26 protein-coding genes are annotated in these 23,841 nt (G+C 34.6%); 14 read left to right on the forward strand and 12 right to left on the reverse strand.

The features are described from left to right. Positions 1 to 153 precede the first annotated feature (153 nt). Complete coding sequence (gene aroB / locus FNE73_RS13125; RefSeq protein ID WP_143885036.1) at positions 154 to 1,200, reverse strand: 3-dehydroquinate synthase; 1,047 nt, start codon at positions 1,198 to 1,200, stop codon at positions 154 to 156. A 100-nt stretch (positions 1,201 to 1,300) separates the two neighbouring features. On the opposite strand from aroB, the gene FNE73_RS13130 reads away from it, so the two are divergent. Next, complete coding sequence (locus FNE73_RS13130; RefSeq protein WP_228430093.1) at positions 1,301 to 2,434, forward strand: pseudouridine synthase; 1,134 nt, start codon at positions 1,301 to 1,303, stop codon at positions 2,432 to 2,434. A gap of 28 nt (positions 2,435 to 2,462) precedes the next feature. Here the strand turns inward: FNE73_RS13130 and FNE73_RS13135 are convergent, their stop codons facing one another. Both FNE73_RS13135 and pncA read right to left on the reverse strand, forming a co-directional pair. After that, complete coding sequence (locus FNE73_RS13135; RefSeq protein ID WP_143885037.1) at positions 2,463 to 3,143, reverse strand: hypothetical protein; 681 nt, start codon at positions 3,141 to 3,143, stop codon at positions 2,463 to 2,465. A gap of 8 nt (positions 3,144 to 3,151) precedes the next feature. Next, positions 3,152 to 3,757, reverse strand: a complete 606-nt coding sequence (pncA, locus tag FNE73_RS13140) for a bifunctional nicotinamidase/pyrazinamidase (protein WP_143885038.1) — start codon at positions 3,755 to 3,757, stop codon at positions 3,152 to 3,154. Between the two features lie 256 nt (positions 3,758 to 4,013). Here pncA and FNE73_RS13145 point away from each other — a divergent pair, with 256 nt between their 5' ends. The 3 genes from FNE73_RS13145 to FNE73_RS13155 are packed head-to-tail and all read left to right on the forward strand — an operon-like array spanning position 4,014 to position 5,448. After that, entirely contained in the window at positions 4,014 to 4,475 is a 462-nt protein-coding gene (locus FNE73_RS13145; RefSeq protein ID WP_143885039.1) for a DUF1569 domain-containing protein, read from the forward strand. Then, a complete protein-coding gene (gene ytxJ, locus FNE73_RS13150) occupies positions 4,472 to 4,861 on the forward strand; it encodes a bacillithiol system redox-active protein YtxJ (protein ID WP_143885040.1) in 390 nt (129 codons plus the stop codon). The genes FNE73_RS13145 and ytxJ overlap by 4 nt, the downstream gene beginning before the upstream one ends. Next, positions 4,858 to 5,448: a Crp/Fnr family transcriptional regulator gene (locus FNE73_RS13155; RefSeq protein ID WP_143885041.1), complete on the forward strand. Its 591-nt coding sequence runs from the start codon at positions 4,858 to 4,860 to the stop codon at positions 5,446 to 5,448. The genes ytxJ and FNE73_RS13155 overlap by 4 nt, the downstream gene beginning before the upstream one ends. Before the next feature lie 26 nt (positions 5,449 to 5,474). Here the strand turns inward: FNE73_RS13155 and FNE73_RS13160 are convergent, their stop codons facing one another. Both FNE73_RS13160 and FNE73_RS13165 read right to left on the reverse strand, forming a co-directional pair. Beyond that, positions 5,475 to 5,828, reverse strand: a complete 354-nt coding sequence (locus FNE73_RS13160; RefSeq protein ID WP_143885042.1) for a hypothetical protein — start codon at positions 5,826 to 5,828, stop codon at positions 5,475 to 5,477. 41 nt (positions 5,829 to 5,869) lie between these two features. Further along, positions 5,870 to 6,376, reverse strand: a complete 507-nt coding sequence (locus tag FNE73_RS13165; protein ID WP_143885043.1) for a pyridoxamine 5'-phosphate oxidase family protein — start codon at positions 6,374 to 6,376, stop codon at positions 5,870 to 5,872. Between the two features lie 264 nt (positions 6,377 to 6,640). On the opposite strand from FNE73_RS13165, the gene FNE73_RS13170 reads away from it, so the two are divergent. The 4 genes from FNE73_RS13170 to FNE73_RS13185 all read left to right on the forward strand — a co-directional run bounded on the left by FNE73_RS13170 (position 6,641) and on the right by FNE73_RS13185 (position 8,798). After that, positions 6,641 to 6,844, forward strand: coding sequence for a hypothetical protein (locus FNE73_RS13170; protein WP_143885044.1), 204 nt, complete (start codon positions 6,641 to 6,643; stop codon positions 6,842 to 6,844). Positions 6,845 to 6,934: 90 nt separating this feature from the next. Continuing rightward, the gene (locus FNE73_RS13175; RefSeq protein WP_228430096.1) at positions 6,935 to 7,624 is read left to right on the forward strand and encodes a Crp/Fnr family transcriptional regulator; all 690 of its coding nucleotides are present in this window, start codon (positions 6,935 to 6,937) and stop codon (positions 7,622 to 7,624) included. A 13-nt stretch (positions 7,625 to 7,637) separates the two neighbouring features. Further along, the gene (locus FNE73_RS13180) at positions 7,638 to 8,252 is read left to right on the forward strand and encodes a Crp/Fnr family transcriptional regulator (protein ID WP_185147345.1); all 615 of its coding nucleotides are present in this window, start codon (positions 7,638 to 7,640) and stop codon (positions 8,250 to 8,252) included. Positions 8,253 to 8,297: 45 nt separating this feature from the next. After that, complete coding sequence (locus FNE73_RS13185) at positions 8,298 to 8,798, forward strand: CinA family protein (RefSeq protein ID WP_143885045.1); 501 nt, start codon at positions 8,298 to 8,300, stop codon at positions 8,796 to 8,798. Between the two features lie 156 nt (positions 8,799 to 8,954). On the opposite strand, the gene FNE73_RS13190 is transcribed toward FNE73_RS13185, so the two are convergent. Further along, positions 8,955 to 9,548, reverse strand: a complete 594-nt coding sequence (locus tag FNE73_RS13190) for a Crp/Fnr family transcriptional regulator (RefSeq protein ID WP_143885046.1) — start codon at positions 9,546 to 9,548, stop codon at positions 8,955 to 8,957. Between the two features lie 390 nt (positions 9,549 to 9,938). Here FNE73_RS13190 and FNE73_RS13195 point away from each other — a divergent pair, with 390 nt between their 5' ends. Next, complete coding sequence (locus tag FNE73_RS13195; protein WP_143885047.1) at positions 9,939 to 10,292, forward strand: helix-turn-helix domain-containing protein; 354 nt, start codon at positions 9,939 to 9,941, stop codon at positions 10,290 to 10,292. 4 nt (positions 10,293 to 10,296) lie between these two features. On the opposite strand, the gene pdeM is transcribed toward FNE73_RS13195, so the two are convergent. The 4 genes from pdeM to FNE73_RS13215 form a co-directional block, all read right to left on the reverse strand. Continuing rightward, a complete protein-coding gene (gene pdeM, locus FNE73_RS13200; protein ID WP_143885048.1) occupies positions 10,297 to 10,941 on the reverse strand; it encodes a ligase-associated DNA damage response endonuclease PdeM in 645 nt (214 codons plus the stop codon). A gap of 135 nt (positions 10,942 to 11,076) precedes the next feature. Continuing rightward, positions 11,077 to 13,524 carry a ligase-associated DNA damage response DEXH box helicase gene (locus FNE73_RS13205; protein WP_143885049.1) on the reverse strand — a complete coding sequence of 816 codons (2,448 nt, stop codon included), beginning with the start codon at positions 13,522 to 13,524 and terminating at the stop codon, positions 11,077 to 11,079. Positions 13,525 to 13,715: 191 nt separating this feature from the next. Next, the gene (locus FNE73_RS13210; protein WP_143885050.1) at positions 13,716 to 15,296 is read right to left on the reverse strand and encodes an ATP-dependent DNA ligase; all 1,581 of its coding nucleotides are present in this window, start codon (positions 15,294 to 15,296) and stop codon (positions 13,716 to 13,718) included. Positions 15,297 to 15,558: 262 nt separating this feature from the next. Further along, complete coding sequence (locus tag FNE73_RS13215) at positions 15,559 to 16,581, reverse strand: ligase-associated DNA damage response exonuclease (protein ID WP_143885051.1); 1,023 nt, start codon at positions 16,579 to 16,581, stop codon at positions 15,559 to 15,561. Between the two features lie 160 nt (positions 16,582 to 16,741). Here FNE73_RS13215 and FNE73_RS13220 point away from each other — a divergent pair, with 160 nt between their 5' ends. From FNE73_RS13220 to FNE73_RS13240, 5 genes are all read left to right on the forward strand, one after another. Then, the gene (locus tag FNE73_RS13220) at positions 16,742 to 17,368 is read left to right on the forward strand and encodes a chloramphenicol acetyltransferase (RefSeq protein WP_143885052.1); all 627 of its coding nucleotides are present in this window, start codon (positions 16,742 to 16,744) and stop codon (positions 17,366 to 17,368) included. 93 nt (positions 17,369 to 17,461) lie between these two features. Beyond that, complete coding sequence (rsmG, locus tag FNE73_RS13225) at positions 17,462 to 18,097, forward strand: 16S rRNA (guanine(527)-N(7))-methyltransferase RsmG (protein ID WP_143885053.1); 636 nt, start codon at positions 17,462 to 17,464, stop codon at positions 18,095 to 18,097. 60 nt (positions 18,098 to 18,157) lie between these two features. Next, positions 18,158 to 18,565: a hypothetical protein gene (locus tag FNE73_RS13230; protein ID WP_143885054.1), complete on the forward strand. Its 408-nt coding sequence runs from the start codon at positions 18,158 to 18,160 to the stop codon at positions 18,563 to 18,565. Then, positions 18,565 to 19,101, forward strand: a complete 537-nt coding sequence (locus tag FNE73_RS13235) for a DUF922 domain-containing protein (RefSeq protein WP_143885055.1) — start codon at positions 18,565 to 18,567, stop codon at positions 19,099 to 19,101. Before FNE73_RS13230 ends, FNE73_RS13235 begins: the two co-directional genes overlap by 1 nt. Continuing rightward, the gene (locus FNE73_RS13240; protein WP_143885056.1) at positions 19,098 to 21,788 is read left to right on the forward strand and encodes a PD-(D/E)XK nuclease family protein; all 2,691 of its coding nucleotides are present in this window, start codon (positions 19,098 to 19,100) and stop codon (positions 21,786 to 21,788) included. Before FNE73_RS13235 ends, FNE73_RS13240 begins: the two co-directional genes overlap by 4 nt. Positions 21,789 to 21,853: 65 nt before the next feature. Here FNE73_RS13240 and FNE73_RS13245 read toward each other — a convergent pair whose 3' ends face one another. Next, positions 21,854 to 23,032 (reverse strand): acyl-CoA dehydrogenase family protein, encoded by a 1,179-nt coding sequence (locus FNE73_RS13245; RefSeq protein WP_143885057.1) that lies wholly within the window; start codon positions 23,030 to 23,032, stop codon positions 21,854 to 21,856. A 57-nt stretch (positions 23,033 to 23,089) separates the two neighbouring features. Next, positions 23,090 to 23,830, reverse strand: a complete 741-nt coding sequence (locus tag FNE73_RS13250) for an NUDIX hydrolase (protein WP_143885058.1) — start codon at positions 23,828 to 23,830, stop codon at positions 23,090 to 23,092. Between the last annotated feature and the right edge of the window lie 11 nt (positions 23,831 to 23,841).

A 23,841-nucleotide genomic window follows, 5' to 3' on the forward strand; every position in this document is an offset into this window, starting at 1 on the left:
AAAATCATTTAACATAATAAAACACAAAATTACCACCCTTAGAAAGAATGGTAATTTTTTATAATATTGATTTTCAGAAAAATAATTTCATTAAAATATTATGCTAAAAATAATAATTTCAATACTTTCCGAAATTAAATGAATCAGAAATGACTAAAAACCGCTTAATTGTCTGTAAAAATGAAGTGATTTTTTGATATTTTCATCGCTGCACTTGTAATCGTATACACTGAAGCCAATATCTGAAAGCAATGAAAAATTAATTACCAAGTCTGAATTTTTCTTATCATTCAAAAGCAAACCGAAAATCTGCATATCATCAAAACCGCTTATATCTATTGAGCAGAAGTAACGCTGGATATTTTCAATAACTAAATCTGCTGTTTCTTTATCCATTAAACCTTCCAGAAAAGAAAGATACGTCTCGCAAATCATTCCCAAAGCTACAGCTTCACCATGCAATATTGGTTTTTCATCTGCAAGACAGAGGCTTTCAATAGCATGACCAATAGTATGACCAAAGTTTAAAGTTTTTCTTATATTTTTTTCAAAACAGTCTGCATTCACAATTTCCTGTTTTATTTCCATTGATTGCGAAATAAAAACTTCAATAGATGCCGCATCCGGATGCTGAATCTTTATCAGATCTTCCCAATGCTTTTTGTCTGCGATAAGACCATGCTTCAGCATCTCGGCAAAACCGCTTATTAATTCTTTATGGGGAAGAGTTTCCAGAAATTTAGGATAAACATAAATTTTTTCGGGAAAAGCAAATGTTCCCACCATGTTTTTGTAATTCATCAGATCAATCCCAGTTTTTCCGCCAATTGATGCATCACACATCGAAAGCAGAGTAGTAGGAATGTTGATGAACTGAATGCCTCTTTTATAGGTAGAAGCCACAAAGCCGCCAAGATCGGTAATGACACCGCCACCAAGATTGATGAGCAAAGCTTTTCTGTCGGCGTGCATTTCGGTAAGAATTTCCCAGAGCTGATTAGCTGTCTGAATGTTTTTCATTTCTTCACCCGCTTCAATTTCAAGAATTTCAAAGCTGATTTCTGTTTCCAGATTTCCCAGAAAGAGAGGAAGGCAGTATTCATGGGTATTCTCATCAACCAGAATGAAAATTTTGCTGAAAGATTTTTCTGCAATAAACTGATTGATCTGAGAAAAACTGTTATCTAATAAGGTAATCATGATCTGATTATTTTTATGGGTATTATTAAAGCATTACAAAGTTATGATTCTTAATTTTTAACTCGTTATTAAATATACTATCTTTGCAGAAATATTTAGCATGAGCAGAGACAACAATTCAGGAAAACCAAAAAGACCAAGAAGTTCAACAAGAAATAATTCTGATGGTTCTCGCGCTTCCAAATCTGGAAATTCCGGATCAAAACCTTTTAAAAAAACTTTCCCTAAAGCCGGAGAGCGAAATTCTGATTCCAGAAGAAGCAGTGACACAAGTTACGAAGCCAGAATGGAAAAGAAATATTCTAAAATTGAAAAAGAGCCTTATATTACCAATTCCGGTGAGGAGAAAAAATCTTTCAGTCCTAAAAGAGGTGGCGGCAAAAACTTCGATACCAGAGACAAATACGAAAGAGGAAGCCTGAAATATGGCAGAAGACCAGGATCGTCTGACGAAAAAGACGGCGACAAAGCCAGATCTTTTGTGCAGAAAAGAAGATTTAAAAAAGTAGAAAAAGACGTTCATAAGGATACAATCCGTCTTAATAAATATATTGCCAATTCCGGAATATGCAGCAGGAGAGAAGCCGATGAGCTTATTACGCAGGGATTGGTGGAAGTAAACGGAAAGGTAGTAACAGAAATGGGATATCAGGTTCAAAAAACCGATAAAGTTGTTTTTGACGGGCAAAACATCACTCCCGAAAAACCTGTTTATGTACTTTTAAATAAACCAAAAGGATATATTTCTACCACCAAAGATGATAAAGCAAGAAAAACTGTAATGGATCTGGTTGCGAATGCATCACCTTACAGACTTTTTCCTGTCGGCAGACTGGATCGTTCTACAACGGGTGTGATTTTGCTTACCAACGACGGACACATGACAAAAAAGCTTACACATCCTTCGTTTGATGCTAAGAAAATCTATCATGTGACTTTGGATAAAAAACTGACTCATGAAGATATGAAGCTTATCGCTGAAGGGATTCGTCTGGATGAAGGGGTAGCTGTGGTAGATCAAATTTCTTTCATTGAAGGGAAGCCTAAAAATGAAGTAGGTATTGAAATTCATATCGGCTGGAACCGGGTGATCAGAAGAATTTTCCAGAGATTAGGATATGAAGTTGAGGCTCTGGACAGAGTAATGTTTGCAGGTCTTACCAAGAAAAATATCAAGAGAGGACACTGGAGAATTTTAACAGAACTGGAAGTGAATAACTTAAAAATGTTATAAAAAAAAGAGACTTTTTAAAGTCTCTTTTTTAATTTTTTATTACAAAGATTGTCATCCAGAAAATAGTAAATATAATACTTAGCCATAAAATTCTTTGACCATGTTTTCTGTCTTTTTCATTAAAATAATAAATTCGCTCTCCATTCGGAAGCTGCTTTTTTAGTTTGATAATAGCAATTGCAATCGCAAAGCTTACAAAAATCAACATTCCCCAAACCAACGAAAGAATACATCCTATTATTGCAAAAATATAACCCAAAGTGATATAGTTTTTAACTTCTTTGGGATTTTCATAATCATTCCTTAGAGAATTTAAACGTTTTTCATCAATCACATCTATTTCTTCATCGGAAATATTTTCGCCTCTTTGCTTTAAAATTCTTTTTGCTGCTTCATAATCAAACTCATTCCATTCATCTTTTTTAAAAATAATGTCTTTGAGTTCATCATCTGAATATTCAAAAAGGTAATAATCTTCAGGAATATCTATTTCATTAGCATAATAATCCGAAAGTGCCTTATTTGCGATCATAAAATCATCATCTGCAATCAAGATCTGATATACTACTCTTAATTGATTTGTTGAAAAACTTGGGTCAAAATCTTTTTCGTTATCAACTGTTCTATAAACTATAGAATGATGATCCAGCACAGAAGCTATTTCTTCAATGATATATTTATCGCTGCTTTTTCTGAAAACACTATCCATTGCTTCCACTATCCCAAAACAGTAACGCCCTTCTGAATCATCTCATAAACAGCATCTCTGCCATTTTCAGGCTTTACATTTACCGCTTTTGTTCCGTTAAAATGAAGACAGGTGATATATCCGTTAACTACAGCATCCAGTGCGGTAAACTTCACGCAATAATCCATTGCCAGACCTACAATTTCAACCAACTGAATTTCGTGATATTTTAAAAAATCATCCAGTCCGGTTTTCATAAAATGGTTGTTATCCTGAAAGCCGCTGTAACTGTCGATTTCGGGGTTTTTACCTTTTTGCACAATATGGGTTACTTTATCACGGTTCAGATCCTGATGAAATTCTGCTCCGAAAGTTCCTTCCACGCAATGATCCGGCCACATAAACTGTGGAATGCCATTCAGAATGATACTTTCGCCAACTTTCCTGTTGTTGTTGCTTGCAAAACTTTTGTGGTGAGCGGGATGCCAATCCTGAGTGAGAATAATCTGGTCATATTCATTTTCTTCCATTAGAAGATTAATATATGGAATAATGGTATTGGCTTCGGGTACGGCAAGTGCGCCTCCTTCACAGAAGTCATTTTGCACATCGACGATAATCAGGGCTTTTTTCATAAAGAAAAGATAGAAATTATAATTAAATTTACAAAAACTAATCTCAAAAATTTGTCCATATTTTTTTTTCGGACAAATCGGCATTTATGAAAACATTTATCATTGTAAGAAGTCTTTTTGAACAGCGAAAACGTCAGCTTTTAATTCATGAATAAAAGCTTCTAATTGTCTAAAAAAGACGATAACTCAGTTTTGGTATTGGCATTGCTTACTAAAATTATCCAAAATTCAAGTTAAATAAATGCTTTTTTGCAAAATGCGTTATAAAAGTTTACATAACGAAAAAGACTTCACAGAAATAATCGAAAGAATACAGCAGCTTTCTGAAAACTCTCATAAAAAATGGGGGAAAATGAATGTTTCTCAGATGCTTCTGCATTGTGATAAAATTCTTCAGATTGCCTTACATAAGATTGAACTTCCGTCTATTGGCTTACTTTTTCGCACCGCAGGAATTTTGACAAAATATGAAATCTCCCTTTTCAATAACGGAATTCCCAGAAATATGCCTACTTTTAAAAAAGTTATTGTTAATTTTGAATGTGATTTTTTACAAACCCAAAGAAATCTCCTGATAAGACTTGAGGAATACAATGATAGGTACAGAAATCATCAATTGCCGGATAAACATGAGTTATTCGGCAAAATGAAAGAAAAAGACTGGGGCTTTTTAGAATATAAACATCTTGATCATCATTTAAAACAATTTAATGTATGAGTTTTTTTGATAAAATATTTGGCGGAAATAATGATAATAATGAAGAAAAACTTCATTGGCATATTATAAAATCTGAAGAAGATCTGAAAACAGCAATACAAAATTCTCATGCTTCCAGAATAGGAATTTTTAAGCATTCTACCAGCTGTTTTATCAGCAAAACCGTATTGAGAAATTTTGAAAAAGAGATCAAAGAATCCGGAAATTCTGACATTATCAATAATTTATATTATCTTGATCTGTTATCCTTCCGATCAATTTCAAATCAAATCGCTGAAGATCTGGGAGTACGCCATGAAAGTCCGCAGTTTTTAGTGATTGAAAATGGGGTAGTGATCAATCATGCTTCACATAATAATATTTCCTTAAGCCAATTCACCGCATGAAAAATATCCAGAATTACTTGGCTACAGTTTTTGAAGTTCCTGCAGAAAAAATGAATCTGTGTACCCTGCAGTATGAAACGAGAAAAATCAGCAAAAATGAATTTCTGCTGCAACATGGAGAAGTATGCAGAAATACTTTTTTTGTTGAAAAAGGACTGTTGAGAATGTACTCCATCGACAAAAACGGAAAAGAGCACATTATACAGTTTGCTCCGGAAAACTGGCTTATCGGTGACAGAAGCAGTTTATATTTTAATGAAAAATCAAAATATTATATTGAAGCAGTAGAAGATTCTGAAGTCTTGTTTTTGCAGCATGATTTTTTCAACAAACTTCTGGAAGAGTTTCCCAACAGTATCGAAAGAAATGATCTCATTATTCAGAAACACGTAAAAAGCCTTCAGGACAGAATTAATTCTCTTCTTGGAGAAACAGCTGAAGAGCGCTATCTTAAATTTATCAAAATGTATCCTGATCTGATGATGCGGGTTCCGCAATGGATGATTGCATCTTATTTAGGAATAACTCCCGAGAGTCTCAGCAGAGTGAGAAAGGAGCTTGCAAAGAAGAATTTTATTGCAGATTAAAATATATAAATTCACTACACCAAAGCCTATTCAGGATTTAGTGTAGTGATTATTCTATGTAGATATTCCTGTTCTCTTAAAACCTTTTCATAAGATTTTTTTGCGTATGATGATGAAACCTTCTTGCTGTCTAAATTTACATTGTAACTGTCATTTTCGGTATAACCTGTAAAATTAACGGTATATTCAGTGATGAATGTTTCTATCAGCTTTCTTTTAATATCGCACAATGTATTGTTTTTTATTCTCTGCAAAGAACTGAGAATAAAAGATTTATCTCCATTAAAATTAATTACCTGAGTAATCATCGAAATATTACTGCCCGTAGTTATAGAATTGGTTTCCTGTATTATAGGAAGCGGCTCATTATCATACATCATGACTTTTGTTTTTAAGATTTAAAGCAAGGAATTCGTATCAATCATATCTCAGCCTTACCTTCAACACCGTCTGAGTTATCTGTCTCTTTTCCGGTGATGGCTGCTGCAGCAAAAGTAATTAAGCTTACCAGTTTTCCTGCTTTCGTATCCCAATAGTAAGTATCTTTTGGAGTTACTCTGATAACAGAAACATTAGGATCATCTTTGCCGTCAAACCATGCATTTGCCATTGATGACCATTTATCTTCAATGGTTGCTCTGTCTTTATAAATGGTAGCTTCACCAAAAACTGAAAGATACTCTGAATCAGAATTATTCATAAAAATAAGCTGAACTCTATTGTCATCTTTGATCTGAAAGTTTTTGTTGCTTGCATCACTGCTTATAAACCATAGATTTCCGTCGTCATCAGTTTCCTGCAAAGACATAGGTCTTGTATTGATAGGAAGTTTTTCCAGTTCTGTGCAGAACATGCAGAATTTTGCTTTTTCAGATAATTCTTTGATTTTTTTTACCGCATCGGTACGGCTTAAATTTTCTGTTGACATATAATAATAATTTGGTGTTAATAGAAAGTGTTACTTCTAGATAATTTTGACGCTTCAAAAACCTAACCAAAAATATTGATTTTATAAAAATATATTTATTTTGATGCTCAATCAGCGTGAAATAACAGTTACAAAACAACTTATTTTACTAAAATAAGTTTATGATCGAAATCATAAGATAATATTTCACTAAGCCATAACTTCGTGAAATATTATTCGATACAGTTCGAAAAATATCTAAAATCACCAACCAAAATAATTAGTATGAAAAATTTAACCTTAATTCTAGGATTATTTGTTATATCTGTGAGTTGCAAGTCTAAAGACACAGAAATTCCTGTTAGTTCTAACGACAGTATATCAGTAGACACTACATCACTACATCAATCAGCCGACACCTCTAAAATTACAACAATTCCCGACGATACTGTACAGATTAAATCTGATACCATGAAAGCATTAAGATAAACTGCTTTAATTGAAGATATATACTCTTTGAGTAATAGATTTTTTATTATATAAAATAATCAATACTGAGAATAAGTAAAATAATTACTGTTGTATCAGTTTATTCCTGATTATAAAATAACGATTTTACAACGTCTTTATGTTAAGATTATCAATACTTTATATTTTAAATTAAGAGAGATCATGCTTATCAATCAAAAATTTTTAGAATCTGCAGGAGCTGTAAGAAGGAATTACCAACCCTCAGAAATCATATTTACAGAAGGAGAAAAACCCAAGTATTTTTATCAGATCATTTATGGTTCAGTAAAAACAAACAACTATGATGAATCTGGAAAAGAGAGCATACAAAACCTTTTGGAAGAAGGAGATTGTTTCGGTGAAACATTGTTATTCATGAATCGCTGTTATCCTATGAACGCTGTTGCACTCACAGATTGTGAGATTTTAAGCTTAAAAAAAGAAAAATTTATAGAACTGGTAAAAAACCATCCTAAACTTTCTTTCGAAATTAACAAATCTTTATCACAAAAGCTTTATTTTAAACTGATTATGGCACAAAATATGTGTGTACAAAATCCGAAAACCAAACTCATTACTTTGATGAATTATCTGAAAAGTTTTGAAAATGAGGACACCAAGTTTTCGTTTCAAATACCATTAACGAGACAGCAGATGGCAAATCTTACAGGAATGTGTGTGGAAACTGTTATCCGTACGGTAAAAAAACTAGAACGCAGCGGTGAGCTTATCATCGAAAATGGTAAAATATTGTATTAATAAACTATAAGCCATGAAAACAATCAGTTGCATGAAAATTGACGAACAGCTTCTGGGAGCCTACAGTGCAGAAGTAAGAAAGTATGAGGAAAAGGAAATCATATTTTCTGAAGGGGATTTTCCTTCATATTATTATCAGATTGCAGAAGGAGCGATCAAACTAAACAATTACAATGAAGACGGAAAAGAATTTATACATAATATTCTAGGAAAAGACCAAAGTTTTGGTGATCCGTTACTTTTTATGGATAAAACATATCCCATGAACGCTTCAGCATTAAAGCCATCAACAGTTATTCGTCTTCCTAGAAAAAATTTCATCAATCTGGTCAAAGAAAACCCTCAGATTTCACTGGATATGAATGCCTGTCTGTCCCATCGTTTATATTATAAAATGATAATGATGCAGAGTATGGCTTCTCAGAATCCTTATGCGAGAATCATTGGTCTGTTCGATTATCTGAAAAGTTATGCAGATTGTAACGATCATCATTCTTTCCAGATTCTTATGACCAGACAACAAATTGCCGACCTTACAGGATTGAGAGTAGAAACAATCATCCGAACTATTAAAAAAATGGAAAGTGAAGGATATATCAAAATAAAAGACAGAAAAATATATTACTGATTTTTATAACACCACCATAATACCAACCACCTTAAATATTACAATATGGAATTCCAACAAAAACTGCTCAATTACATCAGCGAATCACTGATTACCAACAACGAAACAATTTCTATTGCAGAAAGCGTTACATCGGGTCTTTTTCAGCTTGCATTTTCACAAATGCCTAATGCAAGTCTCTTTTATAAAGGAGGAATTACCACTTACACTCTTGATGAGAAAGTAAAACTGCTCAATGTAAACGAAAAAGAAGCAAACCTTTGTGACTGTGTTTCTGACACTATCGCAGATCAAATGGCACTAGGAGTCGCACAGTTATTTGATACGGATTGGTCTATTGCTGTTACAGGTTACGCAAATCCTATCAGAAACTCTGCTTTTAAGATTTTCTCACATTATTCTATTGCTTATAAAGGAGAAATTATTTTGTCCAGAAAGCTGGAACTCCATCCCAAAACCCAACCGCTGGAAGCACAGCAATATTTTACAGAATTCATTTTGGGATGCTTCAAATGTGAAATCAATAAATTACTGATTCTTAAGTAGAAAACATGAGAAAAACAATAGCCACAATCGGATTATGCATTTTTGTAATGACAAATATTTCCTGCAGATGCGATATTGAAGAAGATGAAGCAGAAAATAAAAGAACTGATAGTGTATACAAACCCAAAAAACAAATTTAAATTCAGTAGTGTCTTATCAGTAAAAAATTTTTCTGTTTTGAATTTTCACAACACCCTGTTTTTCAAGATTTTTAATAACTCTTATTACGGTTTCAACACTTAATCCTGTAAGAGAAGCCAGCTGTTGTCTTGTTAATGGAATCTGTAAAGAAAATGGCTCATGTTCGCTGCATTCATATTTCAGATAGTTCATCAGAGTAAGTAATTTCTGTGAAGGATTATGAAACGCCATACTCTGCATCATCATAAATTTGTAGTGAATATGCTCCGAAAGACAATGGATAATTTTAGAATAGTATTCAGGATGCTGTTCAAGTAAAGTTACAAAAGCAGTTTTCGACAGTCGAAGTATTTCGCATTTTTCGATGGCAACGGCATTTTTAGGATAAATCATATCGGTAAATAATGATGATAATCCGATGCTCTGTCCGGAAGTCACAATAGCCTGAATAAACTCTTTTCCGAGATCATTATAATTGTTTAACTTTACTTTTCCTTTGATAATCAGGTAAAAGAACATAGGCAGGTCTCCTTCCGAAAAAATAATATCATCCGCATCATAACACCTTTCTTCAGCTCCAAATAATAGCAGCAAATCTTCTTTTATCATTTTTAAGTGATTTATTAATAATATATAAATCCAAAATCATCAAGCAAAAACATGATAATGATTTTATTATTGGTAAAGAAAAGCTAATTATTTGCATAATTAAACTAAAATGATACCATTTAGATACCACACTTCTCAACATATTTTAAATTATTTAGCATAAAGAAAAACAAGTCTCTAAAAACCAATGGTGAATAATTTTCATAAAAAAATACTAAAAAACGCCCTTGCTGATTAGAATCATAAACCAGAGATTAAAAAAATAATAATTTTGAGATCGTTATAGTTTAAATACTAAAATAATTAAATCTATTTTAAGTGACTATTATTACATTAAGATTACATCAAAATTTAATAAAACTTAGCATTTAATAGAAAAAGGAACAACACATGACGAATAATAACCCAGACAAAGAAGCTGAATTAGATACATACTCAAAAAACGCTTTTAATATGCCAGACGAAGAGATTTTAAGATTAGCGAAGGAAAATTCACCAAGACTTCTCAGTAAATATAAATCGGTATATCCCGATTTTTTTTTAAAGCTTTCAGAGATCAATGCCAACCTGCAAAACTCTGAAATAATTTTTTGTATTTATCTGAAACTGAGATTAACGACCAAAGAAATAGCAATTTATACTTTTGTCACTCCAAAAGCTATACAGAATCGTAAAAACAGATTAAGAAAAAAGCTTGGAATATCATCAGACACAGACATTTATAAATGGTTTGACAATTTATAATATTCTATATCTCATAGATTTCAGCATCCGTAAAAACATAGAATCTTCCTTTTTCAGGGAGATTTTTTGTATCTAAACCTGTAAATTCACTGAAAGCGGGAAGTAATAATTGATTGTCTGTCACCACAAAACAAGGAAGTTTGATTTTTTTTACCACAGAATTAATGACAAATCCGGGATGAATATGTCCCGTAATCTGAAATTTTTCATTCTTTTTCTGAAAATCGTGAACAAATAAAAAATCATCAATATTTAGGGTTTCGGCCCTGAAATTAAGGCAGAGTTTGGCTTCGAGTTTCTTTGAAATTCTGTCGTGATTGCCTTCTACAAGATGAAATTCAAGATTCGGAAATTCATTTTTCCATTCGCAGAATTTATCTACTCCAGAATTGTCTCCTGCATGAAGCAGATCGCCGACAACAATAAATTTTTCCGGCTGAAAATATTCGATTAAAACGGATAAACGCTTCAGATCATTTTCAAAAATATGATCGGAAAGCGCAATTCCGTTTTTGCGGAAATGGGCGGTTTTTCCAATGTGAAGATCCGACAGAATCAAGGCTTTTTCTTTTTTCCAGAATAATGCTCTCTGATTGGTTAATGTAAAGACTTCGTCCTGAATATGGATATTTTTTGTTACTATTTTCATAATTGTTTTCTGATTTCCGCTAACTTTTGTTCTGATGACTAAATTCGCAGCCCGACCTGAGTGGAGCTCTTTTTGTGCAGCATCGCGGAACAAAAAAGCGGGAACGGAGGGCGGATTAAGCTGCTCAGATAAAAATTATTTCCCTTTTTTCGCCTGCTGAATCAGTTTCTGAATTCTCGCATCCAATCCTTCACTGGAAAGTGTCTGTCGCAAACTGTCCACTTTTATCGGGAAACTCAGCGGGGTAAAAGTATTGGCAAATTTCAGGATTATTTTTGATTTTTCAATCCGTTTAAAAGCTTCCACCAGTCGCTGTTCCTGCAATTGCGCATTAAAAACTTCTGTATACGCCTGTCTTACAAGGAAATGATTCGGATCGTAATCTTCGAGAACTTTGAAAATTAATCCTGCCGAACTTTGCAGAGATTTGTTGGAACGCTGTTTTCCTGCATAATTCTGGATCACCATTCCTGAAATAACCGCAATGTCACGGAATTTTCTTCTTGCCATTTCTGCTGAATTGATGCTGGAAATTACATCGTTCATCAGATTTTCCCTGCTCAGAATTTTATGGAGATTTTCATCATTAAGCGGAATTTCTTTGTCGCTGAACAGTTCAAAACCATAATCATTCATCGCCATTGAAAAGGAAATCGGAGCCAGTTTGGAGATTCTGTAGGCAATTAAAGCCGACATCACTTCGTGAACAAGCCGACCTTCAAACGGATACATAAACAGATGATATCCTTCGCGGTTTTTAATAAGTTCCACTAGAAATTCGTCATCTTTCGGGATGTGAGAACGTTCTTCCTGATTCATCAGCAAAGGATGCAGAAATTTCAGTTCTTTTTCTGAAGCTTTCGGATTAAGCGCTCCGGATAATTTTTCTCTTAAAAACTGTCCCAAATTTGAACTTAAAGGAAGTCTTCCTCCCAGATAACTCGGCGCAAAAGCTTTTCCTTTGGCAGCGCGGACAAAAACCGTCATATCTTTAATCATCGCGACTTCCAGAACTCTTCCAGCCAAAATAAATTTTTCGTCTTTTTTGAGTTTTGAAATAAAATATTCTTCCACCATTCCGATATAACCGCCGGAAATGAATTTAACTTTCAGCATCGCATCGCTTACAATAACGCCCATATTCATCCGGTGAAGCATGGCAATTTTTCGGGACGTCACTTTATATAAACCGTCTTCCTGAACCACAATTTTATGGAATTCTTCATAGCTTTTCAGTACACTTCCGCCAATGGTAAGAAAATCGAGAATGCTTTTCCATTCTTCATCCGTCATTTCCTGAAATGCATATACTTTTTTAATTCTTTCGTACAATTCCCGCGGATAAAATCCGTCACCAACCGCCAAAGTCATTAAAAACTGAACTAAAACATCAAAACATAAAACCTGCGGATCTCTCGGCTCAATCACTTTCTGTTTTACGGCTTCCTTTAGAGCGGCAACTTCAATCAGTTCCAGTGAATGAGTCGGAACACAGTAAATCTTTGAAGTTTCAAAAGGGGAGTGACCACTTCGTCCTGCACGCTGCAAAAATCTCGCAACGCCTTTTGCAGAACCAATCTGAATAACGGTATCAACCGGCTTAAAATCAATTCCCAAATCCAGAGAAGAGGTCGAAACGACCGCTTTTAACTTTCCGGAACTTAGATTTTCCTCGATCCAAATCCTCAAATGAGCATCAATCGAACTGTGATGAATGGCAATCTGCCCAGCAAAATCGGGATAGGCTTCAAGCAACAACTGATACCACATTTCGCTCTGGCTTCGGGTATTTGTAAAAACAATGGTAGATTTTGATTCTAAAATGATGGGAACAATTTTATCGGCTAATTTTGCGCCTAAATGTCCCGCCCAAGGAAGAATTTCGACTTCATCCGGAAAAACGGGAAGAATATCAATTTTCTTCTGTTCTTTGGCGGTAATTTTTGTTTTTTTAATGTCACAAGGAATTAAAACATCCATCGCTTCATCCAGATTTCCGATGGTTGCGGTAATTCCCCAGATTTTCATTTTGGGAGCATATTTTGTGAGCTGGGAAATGCCTAATTCCACCATAACCCCGCGTTTCGAACCGAGCAATTCGTGCCATTCATCGACAACGATGGTTTTCAGTTCCTTAAAAAAACGTTCGTGATTTTTCTGTCCGAGAAGAAGATGTAAACTTTCCGGTGTCACCACAAGAATTTCAGGCATATTTTTTACCTGCTGCTGCCGCACTTTCGGATCGGTATCGCCGTTTCTTACTCCAACTGCCCAATCCAGTCCGATTTCGTCAATGGCTTCCTGCATTGCTTTGGCGATGTCTTTTGACAATGATCGGAGCGGTGTGATCCAGATCATTTTTAAGCCCTTTCCATCTTTTTCAGGATGATTTAAAAAGTGGGTTAACAATGCTAAGAAAACAGAAAATGTTTTTCCGAAACCGGTTGGAGCAATGACCATTCCGCTGTAGCCGTTTTCAAATTTCTGCCACGTATCGACCTGAAATTTAAAAGGGGAATTGCCTTTGCCTGCCATCCACTGCTGAATGACTTTAAAGCCGTTGGTATTTTCGAAGTTGCTCAAATTTTAAATGATGTTTTTGTTTTAACGCAATGAGCGCAAAATATTTTAAATTCTAATTCTTTATATTTTCGTTCGCGAAGGCACTTCGTTCAGCAAGTGATAGCACAGTTCTTGGCTGAGTGAAACGCCCTTGCGAACGAAATATATTTTCAAAGTTTTAAATAAAAACCTTGCGAGCTTAGCGTTTATAATTACTGTATTAATTTTTTTATTTCTTCCAAATCATCAATTTCATCTACCGTTTTATCCTTTCGCCATCGTAAAATTCTTGGAAAACGCAATGCAACGCCGCTTTTATGACGGTTGCTGAAACCGATTCCTTCAAAAGCAATTTCAAAAACCAATTCAGCTTTTACAGTTCGAACGGGACCGAATTTTTCAATGGCATTCTTATTCACAAATTTACTGACTTCCATAATTTCTTTATCCGTTAATCCGGAATATGCTTTGGCGATGGTGACCAGTTTATCTTCGTTTTTCACGGCAAAAGTGTAATCAGTGTAGTATGCGCTTCGTCTTCCGCTTCCTTTTTGAGCATAAATCAGAACTGCATCAATGGTTAAAGGACTGATTTTCCATTTCCACCAATCGCCTTTTTTTCTTCCGGAATGATAAGGAGAGTTTTTCTGTTTCAGCATTAAACCTTCACTGTTGATGTCCCTGGAATTTTCTCTGATTTGATTCAATTCTTCCCAGTTTTCAAATTCTATTGATTCTGAAATTCTGATGTTTTCTGGATTTTCATTCAGTAATAATTCCTCCAGCATCGCACGTCTTCCGGAAATCGGTTTTTCACGCAAATCATTATTTTCCAGTTCCAATAAATCATAAGCAAAAACCTGAATCGGAATTTCGGAAAGCATTTTTTTCGTTAATGTTTTTCGGTTGAGACGCTTTTGTAATTCATTAAAATTTAAAACTTTATCATCTTTTACCGCAAGAATTTCTCCATCAATCACAAAGTTTCCTTTCATATTTTGAACAACTTCTGCGATTTCAGGAAACTGTTCAGTAACCAATTCTTCTCCTCTTGACCAGATAAAAACTTCATCATTTCGTCTGATAATTTGTCCGCGAATTCCGTCCCATTTGTATTCAATCAGCCATTCATCGGGTTTTCCAAGTTCATCTAAATCTTTTTCCAAAGCATAAGCCAAGCAAAAAGGATAAGGTTTTGAATTGTCAGGATTAATATTTTCTGCCGAAATCAATTCCTGAAAACTAACTTCTGAAGGTTGCCATTTTCCCATCAAACTGTGCATCAACGTACTCGATTCTTGTCCGGAAAATTTGGTTAATGCATTAATTAAAGTTTTATCTGAAACCCCAATTCTGAAACTTCCGCCCAATAATTTGTTGAAAATCAATCGTTCCGTGTAATCGAGACCGTTCCAAGAATTCAAAACAAATTCTTTTTTTTCAGCATCGGTTTTTGTTTTAAGATTGATGATATCATTCATCCATTCGGATAAAGTTTTCTCAATTTTTTCTGTTGGTGGCGGAAGAATTAATGAAATCGTCTCGCCCAAATCGCCGACTGAAGAATAACTTTCCTGAAACAGCCAAAACGGTAATTGCGTAATTTCCAAAGCCCATTCTTTCATATAATTGGTGTTGACATTTCGTTTCGGTCTTTTTCCGGTAAACAGAGCAATGAACCACAATTTATCATCATCCGGCGCACGTTCCAGATAATCGATAATCGCATCGATTTTTGCGTTGGTTTTGTTTGTGCTTTCGAGAGCGTTGATGAGTTCTGCGAAATGTTTCATAAATTTTAATTGACGTTTTCAAAACGTATGTTAACAATTTTTTGGGCAGCTTAATCCGTCTTCCACTCCCGCTTTTTTGCTCCGCTTTGCTCCACAAAAAGAGCTCCGTTCAAGCCGGGCTGCGTGCATTTCGGCGTTAATTATGATGGGCTATTAACAGGTCGCTCCTACGGAGCTCCGCTTTATTATGCCTTAATTTTTCTATTAACAGTAAGCTCCTACGGAGCTTTCTCACAAGTTAACATCTGAATTTAAAGTTTTTTTATACCTTATTTTCAATAAATTCTTTCTCTTTTTCTTCCTCATCATCATCGCCGTAAAGCGTTTCCACCACATCAGATTTAATTCCGATTTCATTTAAATATTTTGAAAAAACTTCGGTTTGTCCGTGTGTTGCGTGAACGATTTCGGCTTCGGTGGCTTTTATAGCCTGTAACAAACCCTTCCAATCGGCGTGGTCGCTCATCGGGAAACCTGCATCGGCACTCCGCCATCGTCTTGCACCGCGAACCTGCATCCATCCGGAACAAATTGCCGTTGCAGAATCAGGAATTTTTTTGATGACATTGGAATCCAGCAAAGCAGGCGGAACAATCACGATATCTCCAGCAACGTGCTTGATGCTTTCCCTGAAATCTGGAATTTCATAATCAGGGAGTACGATTCCGACTTCTTCAAAGGCTTTATTCAGTTTTCCGATCGAATAGTGGACGTGGATTTTTCCCATTCCTTCAACGGCCTTCATTACGCGTTGTGCTTTTCCCAAAGAATAACCGATGAAAACAGAGGTTTTTTGATTTTCCTGATTTTTGAGAACCCAGTTCTGGAGTTTTTTATTCAGATCCGGAACTTCCAGCCAGTTGTAAATAGGCAGTCCGAAAGTACTTTCGGTGACAAATTCATTGCATTTTACCAGTTCGAAAGGGGTGCTTAATCCATCATCCTGAACTTTATAATCTCCTGAAACAACGCTTACATAACCTTTGTATTCCAGCCGGATCTGCGCGGAGCCGATGATGTGACCGGCAGGATGAAGTGAAACTTTCACGCCGTTAATATTGATGACTTCGCCATATTCCACACTCTGAACTTCAAGATCTTCGCTGATCCTTTTGTGCAGAATAGGTTTGGTAAAATGATGACACAAGTATTTTTTCATTCCCCAACGTGCGTGATCGGCGTGCCCATGGGTAATGACCGCCAAATCAACCGGTCGCCACGGATCAATGTAGAATTTTCCTTGTGGACAGTAGATGCCTTTGTTTGTGAATGTGATGAGTTTCAAGACTATGAATTTATTATTTTTTTCATTCAAAAAGCTGACCAATTTATTAAAATAACATTTTAGTATAAAAAGCCCCCACATGAGATCAGTTTCATCAAATTGTCCGCTGTTTCTGATATTTATAATAAAAACTTTCAGAGATTTGCAAAAAATTAAATTAATGAAGGTAATAAATATTGAAAACTGGAACAGAAAAGAACATTTTAAATTTTTCTCTGCCATGAAAAGTCCGTATTTCGGATTTACAACAGAAGTAGATTGTACCAAAGCTTATGAAACGGCAAAAGAAAACGGATATTCTTTCTTTTCTTATTATCTGTATAAATCAATGGTTGCTATTAATGCTGTAGATGAATTAAAACTGAGAATAATTGATGACCAAGTTATTTTATTTGATGAAGTTCATGTCGGAAGCACCATTGGACGACCAGACGGAACATTCGGGTTCTCTTTTTTTCATTATTCTGAAGATTTTACAATTTTTAATGAAAGACTTCAAGATCAGATAAGTACAGTTCAAAATTCTACCGGTCTGGGAATCAGAAATGAGATTTTACCCGTTAATCATATTCGGCACACAACAATTCCGTGGAATTCATTTTCTGCAATTGTGCATCCTACCAATTTTGATCCTGAAGAGTGCATTCCTAAAATTGCTTTTGGTAAATTTAATATTCGGGAAGGCAAAAAAATGATGCCTGTATCTATCGAAGCTCATCACGGTCTTGCAGACGGTATTCATCTGGCAAAATACTTTGAAGAATTTCAGAGACAGTTAGATTTGTAACACTCAAAATTTGAACCTAATCATTTAATCTCAAAGCAATAAATTCCTCATAAAATAATAAAAACCCTTATTTTTGCTTTTCATAATTACTATATGTCATTAAAAATTATTCTTAAATATTTTCCCAATTTATCAGAAAAACAAATTGAACAGTTTGCAAAACTGGAAGATCTGTATAAGGACTGGAATGAAAAAATAAATGTTATTTCCAGAAAAGATACAGATTCACTTTACGAAAAGCACGTGCTTCATTCTTTAGGAATAGCAAAAGTAATGGAATTTGCTCCTAGAACAAAAGTTCTGGATATAGGAACAGGTGGTGGTTTTCCTGGAATTCCTTTAGCCATTCTTTTTCCTGAAACACAATTTACCCTGATTGATTCTATAGGAAAAAAAATTACAGTTGTAAACGGAGTAGCAGAAGGCATTGGTCTGGAAAACCTTACTGCAATTCACGGAAGGGCAGAAAAAGTGAAAGATAAATTTCATTTTATCGTAAGCAGAGCAGTGACGCAGATGCCAGAATTTTTGCGCTGGCTGAAAGGGAAATTTGAAAAAGACCAGTTTAATACTAAACATAATGGCGTTCTGTATTTAAAAGGCGGAGATTTGGCAGAAGAACTTGCCGGATTAAAATGTGAACTCTTTAGTCTGAAAAATTATTTTGAAGAAGATTTTTTTGAAACAAAAAAAGTGGTTTATTTATCAAAAGGTAATTTTAATTCGTAATTCAGCAATTATTAGGAATAATTTTTGCTAACTTTAATTTTCAAAACAAAATACACCATCATGAAATCTCTGCTAAAAATCTGTTTGATAACATCTTTTTTGGGACTATCTGTAATTTCCTGTAAAGAAGACGAAGATTATGAAACGATAGAATCTGTAGAAAAGATAAAAATAGACAGTGTAAAAATAGTGAGCGATACGATGTCTGTATTTTCAGTTCAAAGTATCAGAACCTATTCAAAATACCAATCAAAATGTCAGGGATTTTATGGATATGATTATATTCATTCCGAAGAAACAGAACGGGATATAACTGCATATCAATATTTTACCAACGGCACTTGTCCGCAGGTGGAATATTCAGCAGCAAATCAAATCAATTTTCGCCCTCAGAAAAAGGGAGTTTATACTTTTAGATTCTGGACTGGTGACAATACCTGGATTACAAAAAACATCGTTGTTAATTAATGAAATATTTATTTGTTCTCTTTATAATATCTTTTAATTTTTTTTCTGGTCAGAAAATTGAATGGAAAGATGACCAGAAATTGGTCTGGGAAAACTTCAGAAGCAAAAAAAACAATCTTGGAGGAACAGACGTCGTGGCTTATACCCATTGTGGATGGGAATATTCGGTAATCACATCAAGCGATCCTAAGGTTCCTGTAAAAATTGATATTCAAACTATTTTTAATGAAGATAAGTCCTGGAAAGATGACAAAAGAATCAATGAATATGTTCTGGTTCATGAACAAAAGCATTTTGATATAGCTGAAATTCACGCTAGAAAACTGAGAAAAGAAGTTGCTGCAAGAATTAAAAACACAAGCGATTTTAATAAATATTTCAAATCTATATACGCTAAAATATCTTCCGAATATAAAAATTATCAGGCTGCGTATGACAGAGATACCAGTCATGGTATGAATAAAGAAAAACAATCTGAATATAACAGCAGGATTGCCGATGATCTGGAACAATTAAAAAATTACCAAAAACTGTGAAATTTTTAAACAAAATAATTGACGAATTATTAGCTCAAAACAATGATCTGTCACAGTTTAATATCATTTTACCCGGAAAAAGACCCATAGTTTTCATACGGCAGATTCTTGAAGAACGCCAATATTCGGGATTTCTTCCTGATTTTTTTACGATTGAAGAGTTAATTGTCAAAATTGTAGACAAACAAACCATAGACGGAATATCACTGTGGCTTTTTGCATTTGAAGTGTATAAAAATTTGCATCTGATCCCCAATGATGATTTTTCAGAATTCTTAAAATGGTTTCCCACGCTACAAAAAGACTGGGATGATATTTTAAAGTTTTCCGAAAGTGATGAAGCCGTACTGCAATATATGTTTGATGAAGAGCGCATCAAAGAATGGGCGCAAGATCTGGGAGATGATGAGGTTCCCCGTAAAAAATTCCTCAATTTCTGGCGGAATATGAATATATTTTTACCTGAATTAAAAAAGAAACTACAGGAAAAAAACTGGGCTACTCCGGGAATGACTCATGAGCTGGCAAAACTTAAAATTCAGGATTTTGCCCAAAAGAATAATGATAATTTTGTTTTTTGCGGTTTTAATGCCTTTACACCTGTAGAAGAAAAACTGGTAAGAAATCTCTTGCAGTGGGATAAAGCACAATGCTTCTTTCAGGCAGACCGGTATTATTTTGATGATGAAAGACAAGAGGCAGGAAAATTCCTCAGAAATCATAAAATGTGGAAGGAATTCAATGACAGCCGTGCATTTCACTGGATAGAAGACGATTTTAATCAGCCTAAAAACATCAATGTATACGAAGTTTCGGGAAATGTCACCCAGACTAAAATCTTACCTGAAATTTTTAAAGATATTAATAATAAGACTTTCACGAATACAGCTGTGGTGTTGCTGGATGAAAACCTTCTTCCTGCAACTCTGGATGTAATGCATGAAGTGGAAAATCTCAATATTACAATGGGTTTTCCGCTTAAAAATCTTTCATTTTCCAATGCGGTGAAGCAATTATTTTATTTGCAGAAGCAGCTTGAAAAAAATAAAACCTCATACTATTACAGAGATCTATTTCCAATATTGGAAGAACTTCCGAAATCTGATGAAGATGATCAGATCATTATTCATTTTAAATCTAAAATAGAAGAAAGGAATATTGTTTACATTTCTCAGAAATTACTGAAAGAGCTGTTGGGAGACCTTTCTTACTTCAAACTTTTGCAGAAAGCCGAGTCTGAATATCAGTTTTTAGATGATCTCATCAGTTTCTGCCGACAGATTAAATGGCTTCAGCTGGACGATATACAATACGAAAACATATCGCATTTTGAAAATGCTTTCCGCCTTATTAAAAACCAGATTACTCCGTATGGTTTTGAGATAAAGATGGAAACGCTGGAGATTCTGATCAATCAGCACATCAATTCTGAAAGCATAGATTTTATCGGAGAGCCCCTAAAAGGATTACAGGTAATGGGACTTTTGGAAACAAGACTCCTTAATTTCGAAAATGTGATTCTTCTTTCTGTAAATGAAGGCAAACTACCGCTTGGAAACTCGCAAAACACCTACATTCCTTTTGATATAAGAAGACATTTTGATCTGCATACCTTTCTGGAAAATGACAGCATTTATGCCTACCATTTTTACCGCCTTCTTCAGGATGCGAAGAATATACACTTACTTTTTAATGCTTTAAGTTCGGGAGTTAATACCGGGGAAAAGAGTCGTTTTATAACCCAGATTGAGATGGAAAGCCAGCATCAGATCAACCATATTATTGTTGAAAATTCCTCTGATCCCATTATCAGCAAACCAATTGAAATTGTGAAAACTCCTATCGTGATTCAGCAGCTTTCAAAATGGAAAGAAAAAGTTTCAGCTTCACATCTTACGAGTTATCTGTACAATCCTATAGATTTTTATCTCTCAAAGGTTTTAAATACATCGGAAACTGATGAAATCGAAGAAGAATTATCCATCAGAAATTATGGTAATTTAGTACATTATACACTTCAAGAGATATATGAAAACATTAAAAGTAAAACATTAAAAAATATTGATTTACAAACATCTATTCAACGAATAGATGAATTTATAGACATTGCTATTGAAAAGTTGAAACATCAACCTGAATTTTATAACAAAGGGATGAATTTCATTCATAAAGCAATTGCCAGAAAAGTAATTTTAAATATCCTTAATCATGATCTCGAACTGATAAAATCTGGAAACACACTGGAAATTGTAGACATTGAAAAAAGATTTGAAAATATTGATTTCTATCTGGATAAAGAAAAAACTGATAAAGTTTCATTTTTTGGTTTTATTGACCGAATTGATAAGCTTAACGGAAATATTAGAATTATAGATTATAAAACAGCAAAAACAAAAAATCTCACGGTAAAGATTGATGAACTAAATCAGTCAGATTATTTTCAGAACAGTGAGAGAAAACAGGCAATGCAGCTCTGCCTTTATCAGTATGTCATTCAGAATCTGCCGGAATTTTGGGGTTATCCCGTAGAAACAGGAATATGGAGTTTTGCAGATGCCAAAAAAGGAGTGGTATCACTGGAATTTGCTCAGGGAAGCCTTGATGATGCAATGATTTCTATTCAGAATTTAATTTTAGAAATTCTGAATCCTGACATTAATTTCATTGAAAAGTCAAAATCTTTTTAAAGTGAATATCGCAAATAATTTATTAAAAAAAACCTTCAAGATTTTACTTGAAGGTTTAATTATATTTAAAAAGCATTAAAGCCTGTAATATCAAGACCTGTGATCAGCAAATGGACATCGTGAGTTCCTTCATAGGTAATGACAGATTCAAGATTGGCAGCGTGACGCATCATCGGAAATTCACCCATAATTCCCATTCCGCCTAAAATCTGACGGGATTCTCTGGCTATATCAATTGCCATTTTCACATTATTTCTTTTTGCCATTGAAATCTGAGCGGGTGAAGCTTTGTGATCATTTTTCAGATTCCCCAATTGCAGACAAAGCAACTGTGCTTTAGTAATTTCCGTTAAAAACTCAGCAAGTTTTTTCTGTTGCAACTGAAAAGAGCCAATAGGTTTTCCAAATTGTTTTCTTTCTTTAGAATATTGCACAGCAGTACAATAACAGTCGATTGCTGCACCTATAACTCCCCAGGAAATTCCGTATCGGGCAGAATTTAAACAAGACAAAGGTCCTTTCAATCCTGTAACACCGGGAAGAAGATTTTCCTTAGGAACTTTCACATCATTAAATACCAGTTCACCTGTTTTAGAAGCTCTGAGACTCCATTTATGATGAGTTTCAGGGGTCGTAAAGCCTTTCATTCCTCTTTCAACAATTAAGCCCTGTACTTTTCCTTCTTCATTTTTAGCCCAAATTACGGCAATATCACAAAGTGGAGCATTGGTAATCCACATTTTCGCTCCATTTAAAAGATAATGATCTCCCATATCTTTAAAATAGGTTTCCATAGAACCGGGATCTGAACCGTGATTAGGTTCAGTCAGACCAAATGATCCGATCATTTCTCCAGAAGCTAATTGAGGCAGATATTTTCTTTTTTGCTCTTCAGAACCGAATTCATTGATTGGAAACATTACCAGCGAACTCTGTACTGAGGCAGCAGAACGCACTGCAGAATCGCCTCTTTCCAGTTCCTGCATTATTAAACCATAAGAAATCTGATCAAGACCCGATCCTCCGTATTCTTCAGGAATATAAGGTCCCAAAGCACCTATTTTCCCTAATTCTTTCATCAGATTGGGCAAATCTGTATGATTTTGAGCAGCTTCATCAATATTAGGCATTACAAAACTTTCTACCCAGTCTCTTACAGATTGGCGTATAAGTTTGTGTTCTTCGGTAAGTAAGGCATCTATTCCGAAATAATCCGGGATGCTTGTAAGCGGATAATATGACATGCGATTAATTTTGCTAAAAATAAACTTTTTTTGTAAGGCTTGAAAAAAAAATTCCGGTTATTTTTTTATAAATCTGTACAGATACGGAGCTTTATTGGCAGATCCGTCATATAATTTTTCCATTCTTTCTAAAGAATTAGTACTTAATATCTTACGCTGAAAATTATTTCTCCTAAGTTTTTCACCCAAAATAGTTTCGTATAAACACTGGAGATCCTTCATGGTAAATTTTTCCGGCAAAAGATTACTGGCAGCAATTTGCGTATCAATATTCTTACGGAGATGATTCAGACCTTCTGCAATAATTCTGTCATGATCAAACGCCATTTGTGGCAGTTTACCAACTTCAAACCATGCACAGGATTCATTGAACGCATCAGGAAAAGTATTGGCAAGTGAAAAGTCTATCAGACTACAGTAACCAACGGTAATAAATCTCTGTAAGATCCAGTGATCCATTGGTACATCCAGACCTTTATTATTGATTAAAGTTTTGTGTACATTATTTTCCGTACGGTTAACTCTTCCGAAAGTATGAAATTGCTCCAGAAAAAGACCCTTTAGATGAGTTCTTTCATATAATACTCGTTCTGCAGCAGCCCGGAGATCCTCATCAATAAATACGAAACCGCCGGGAAGAGAATAGAGGTTCAGATCGTGATATTTAAGCAATAAAACTTTCAGAATATTATCATGGAAACCAAAAATAGTACAGTCTACAGAGACATTAGGAATTAAATTCTTACTGTCAATAAGTTCTTTTAGGCTTTCAATACTTTTATTGTGGTCAGTTTTCATTTCGTAAAAAT

This window comes from Chryseobacterium binzhouense (assembly GCF_007474545.1).
GTDB lineage: Bacteria > Bacteroidota > Bacteroidia > Flavobacteriales > Weeksellaceae > Chryseobacterium > Chryseobacterium binzhouense.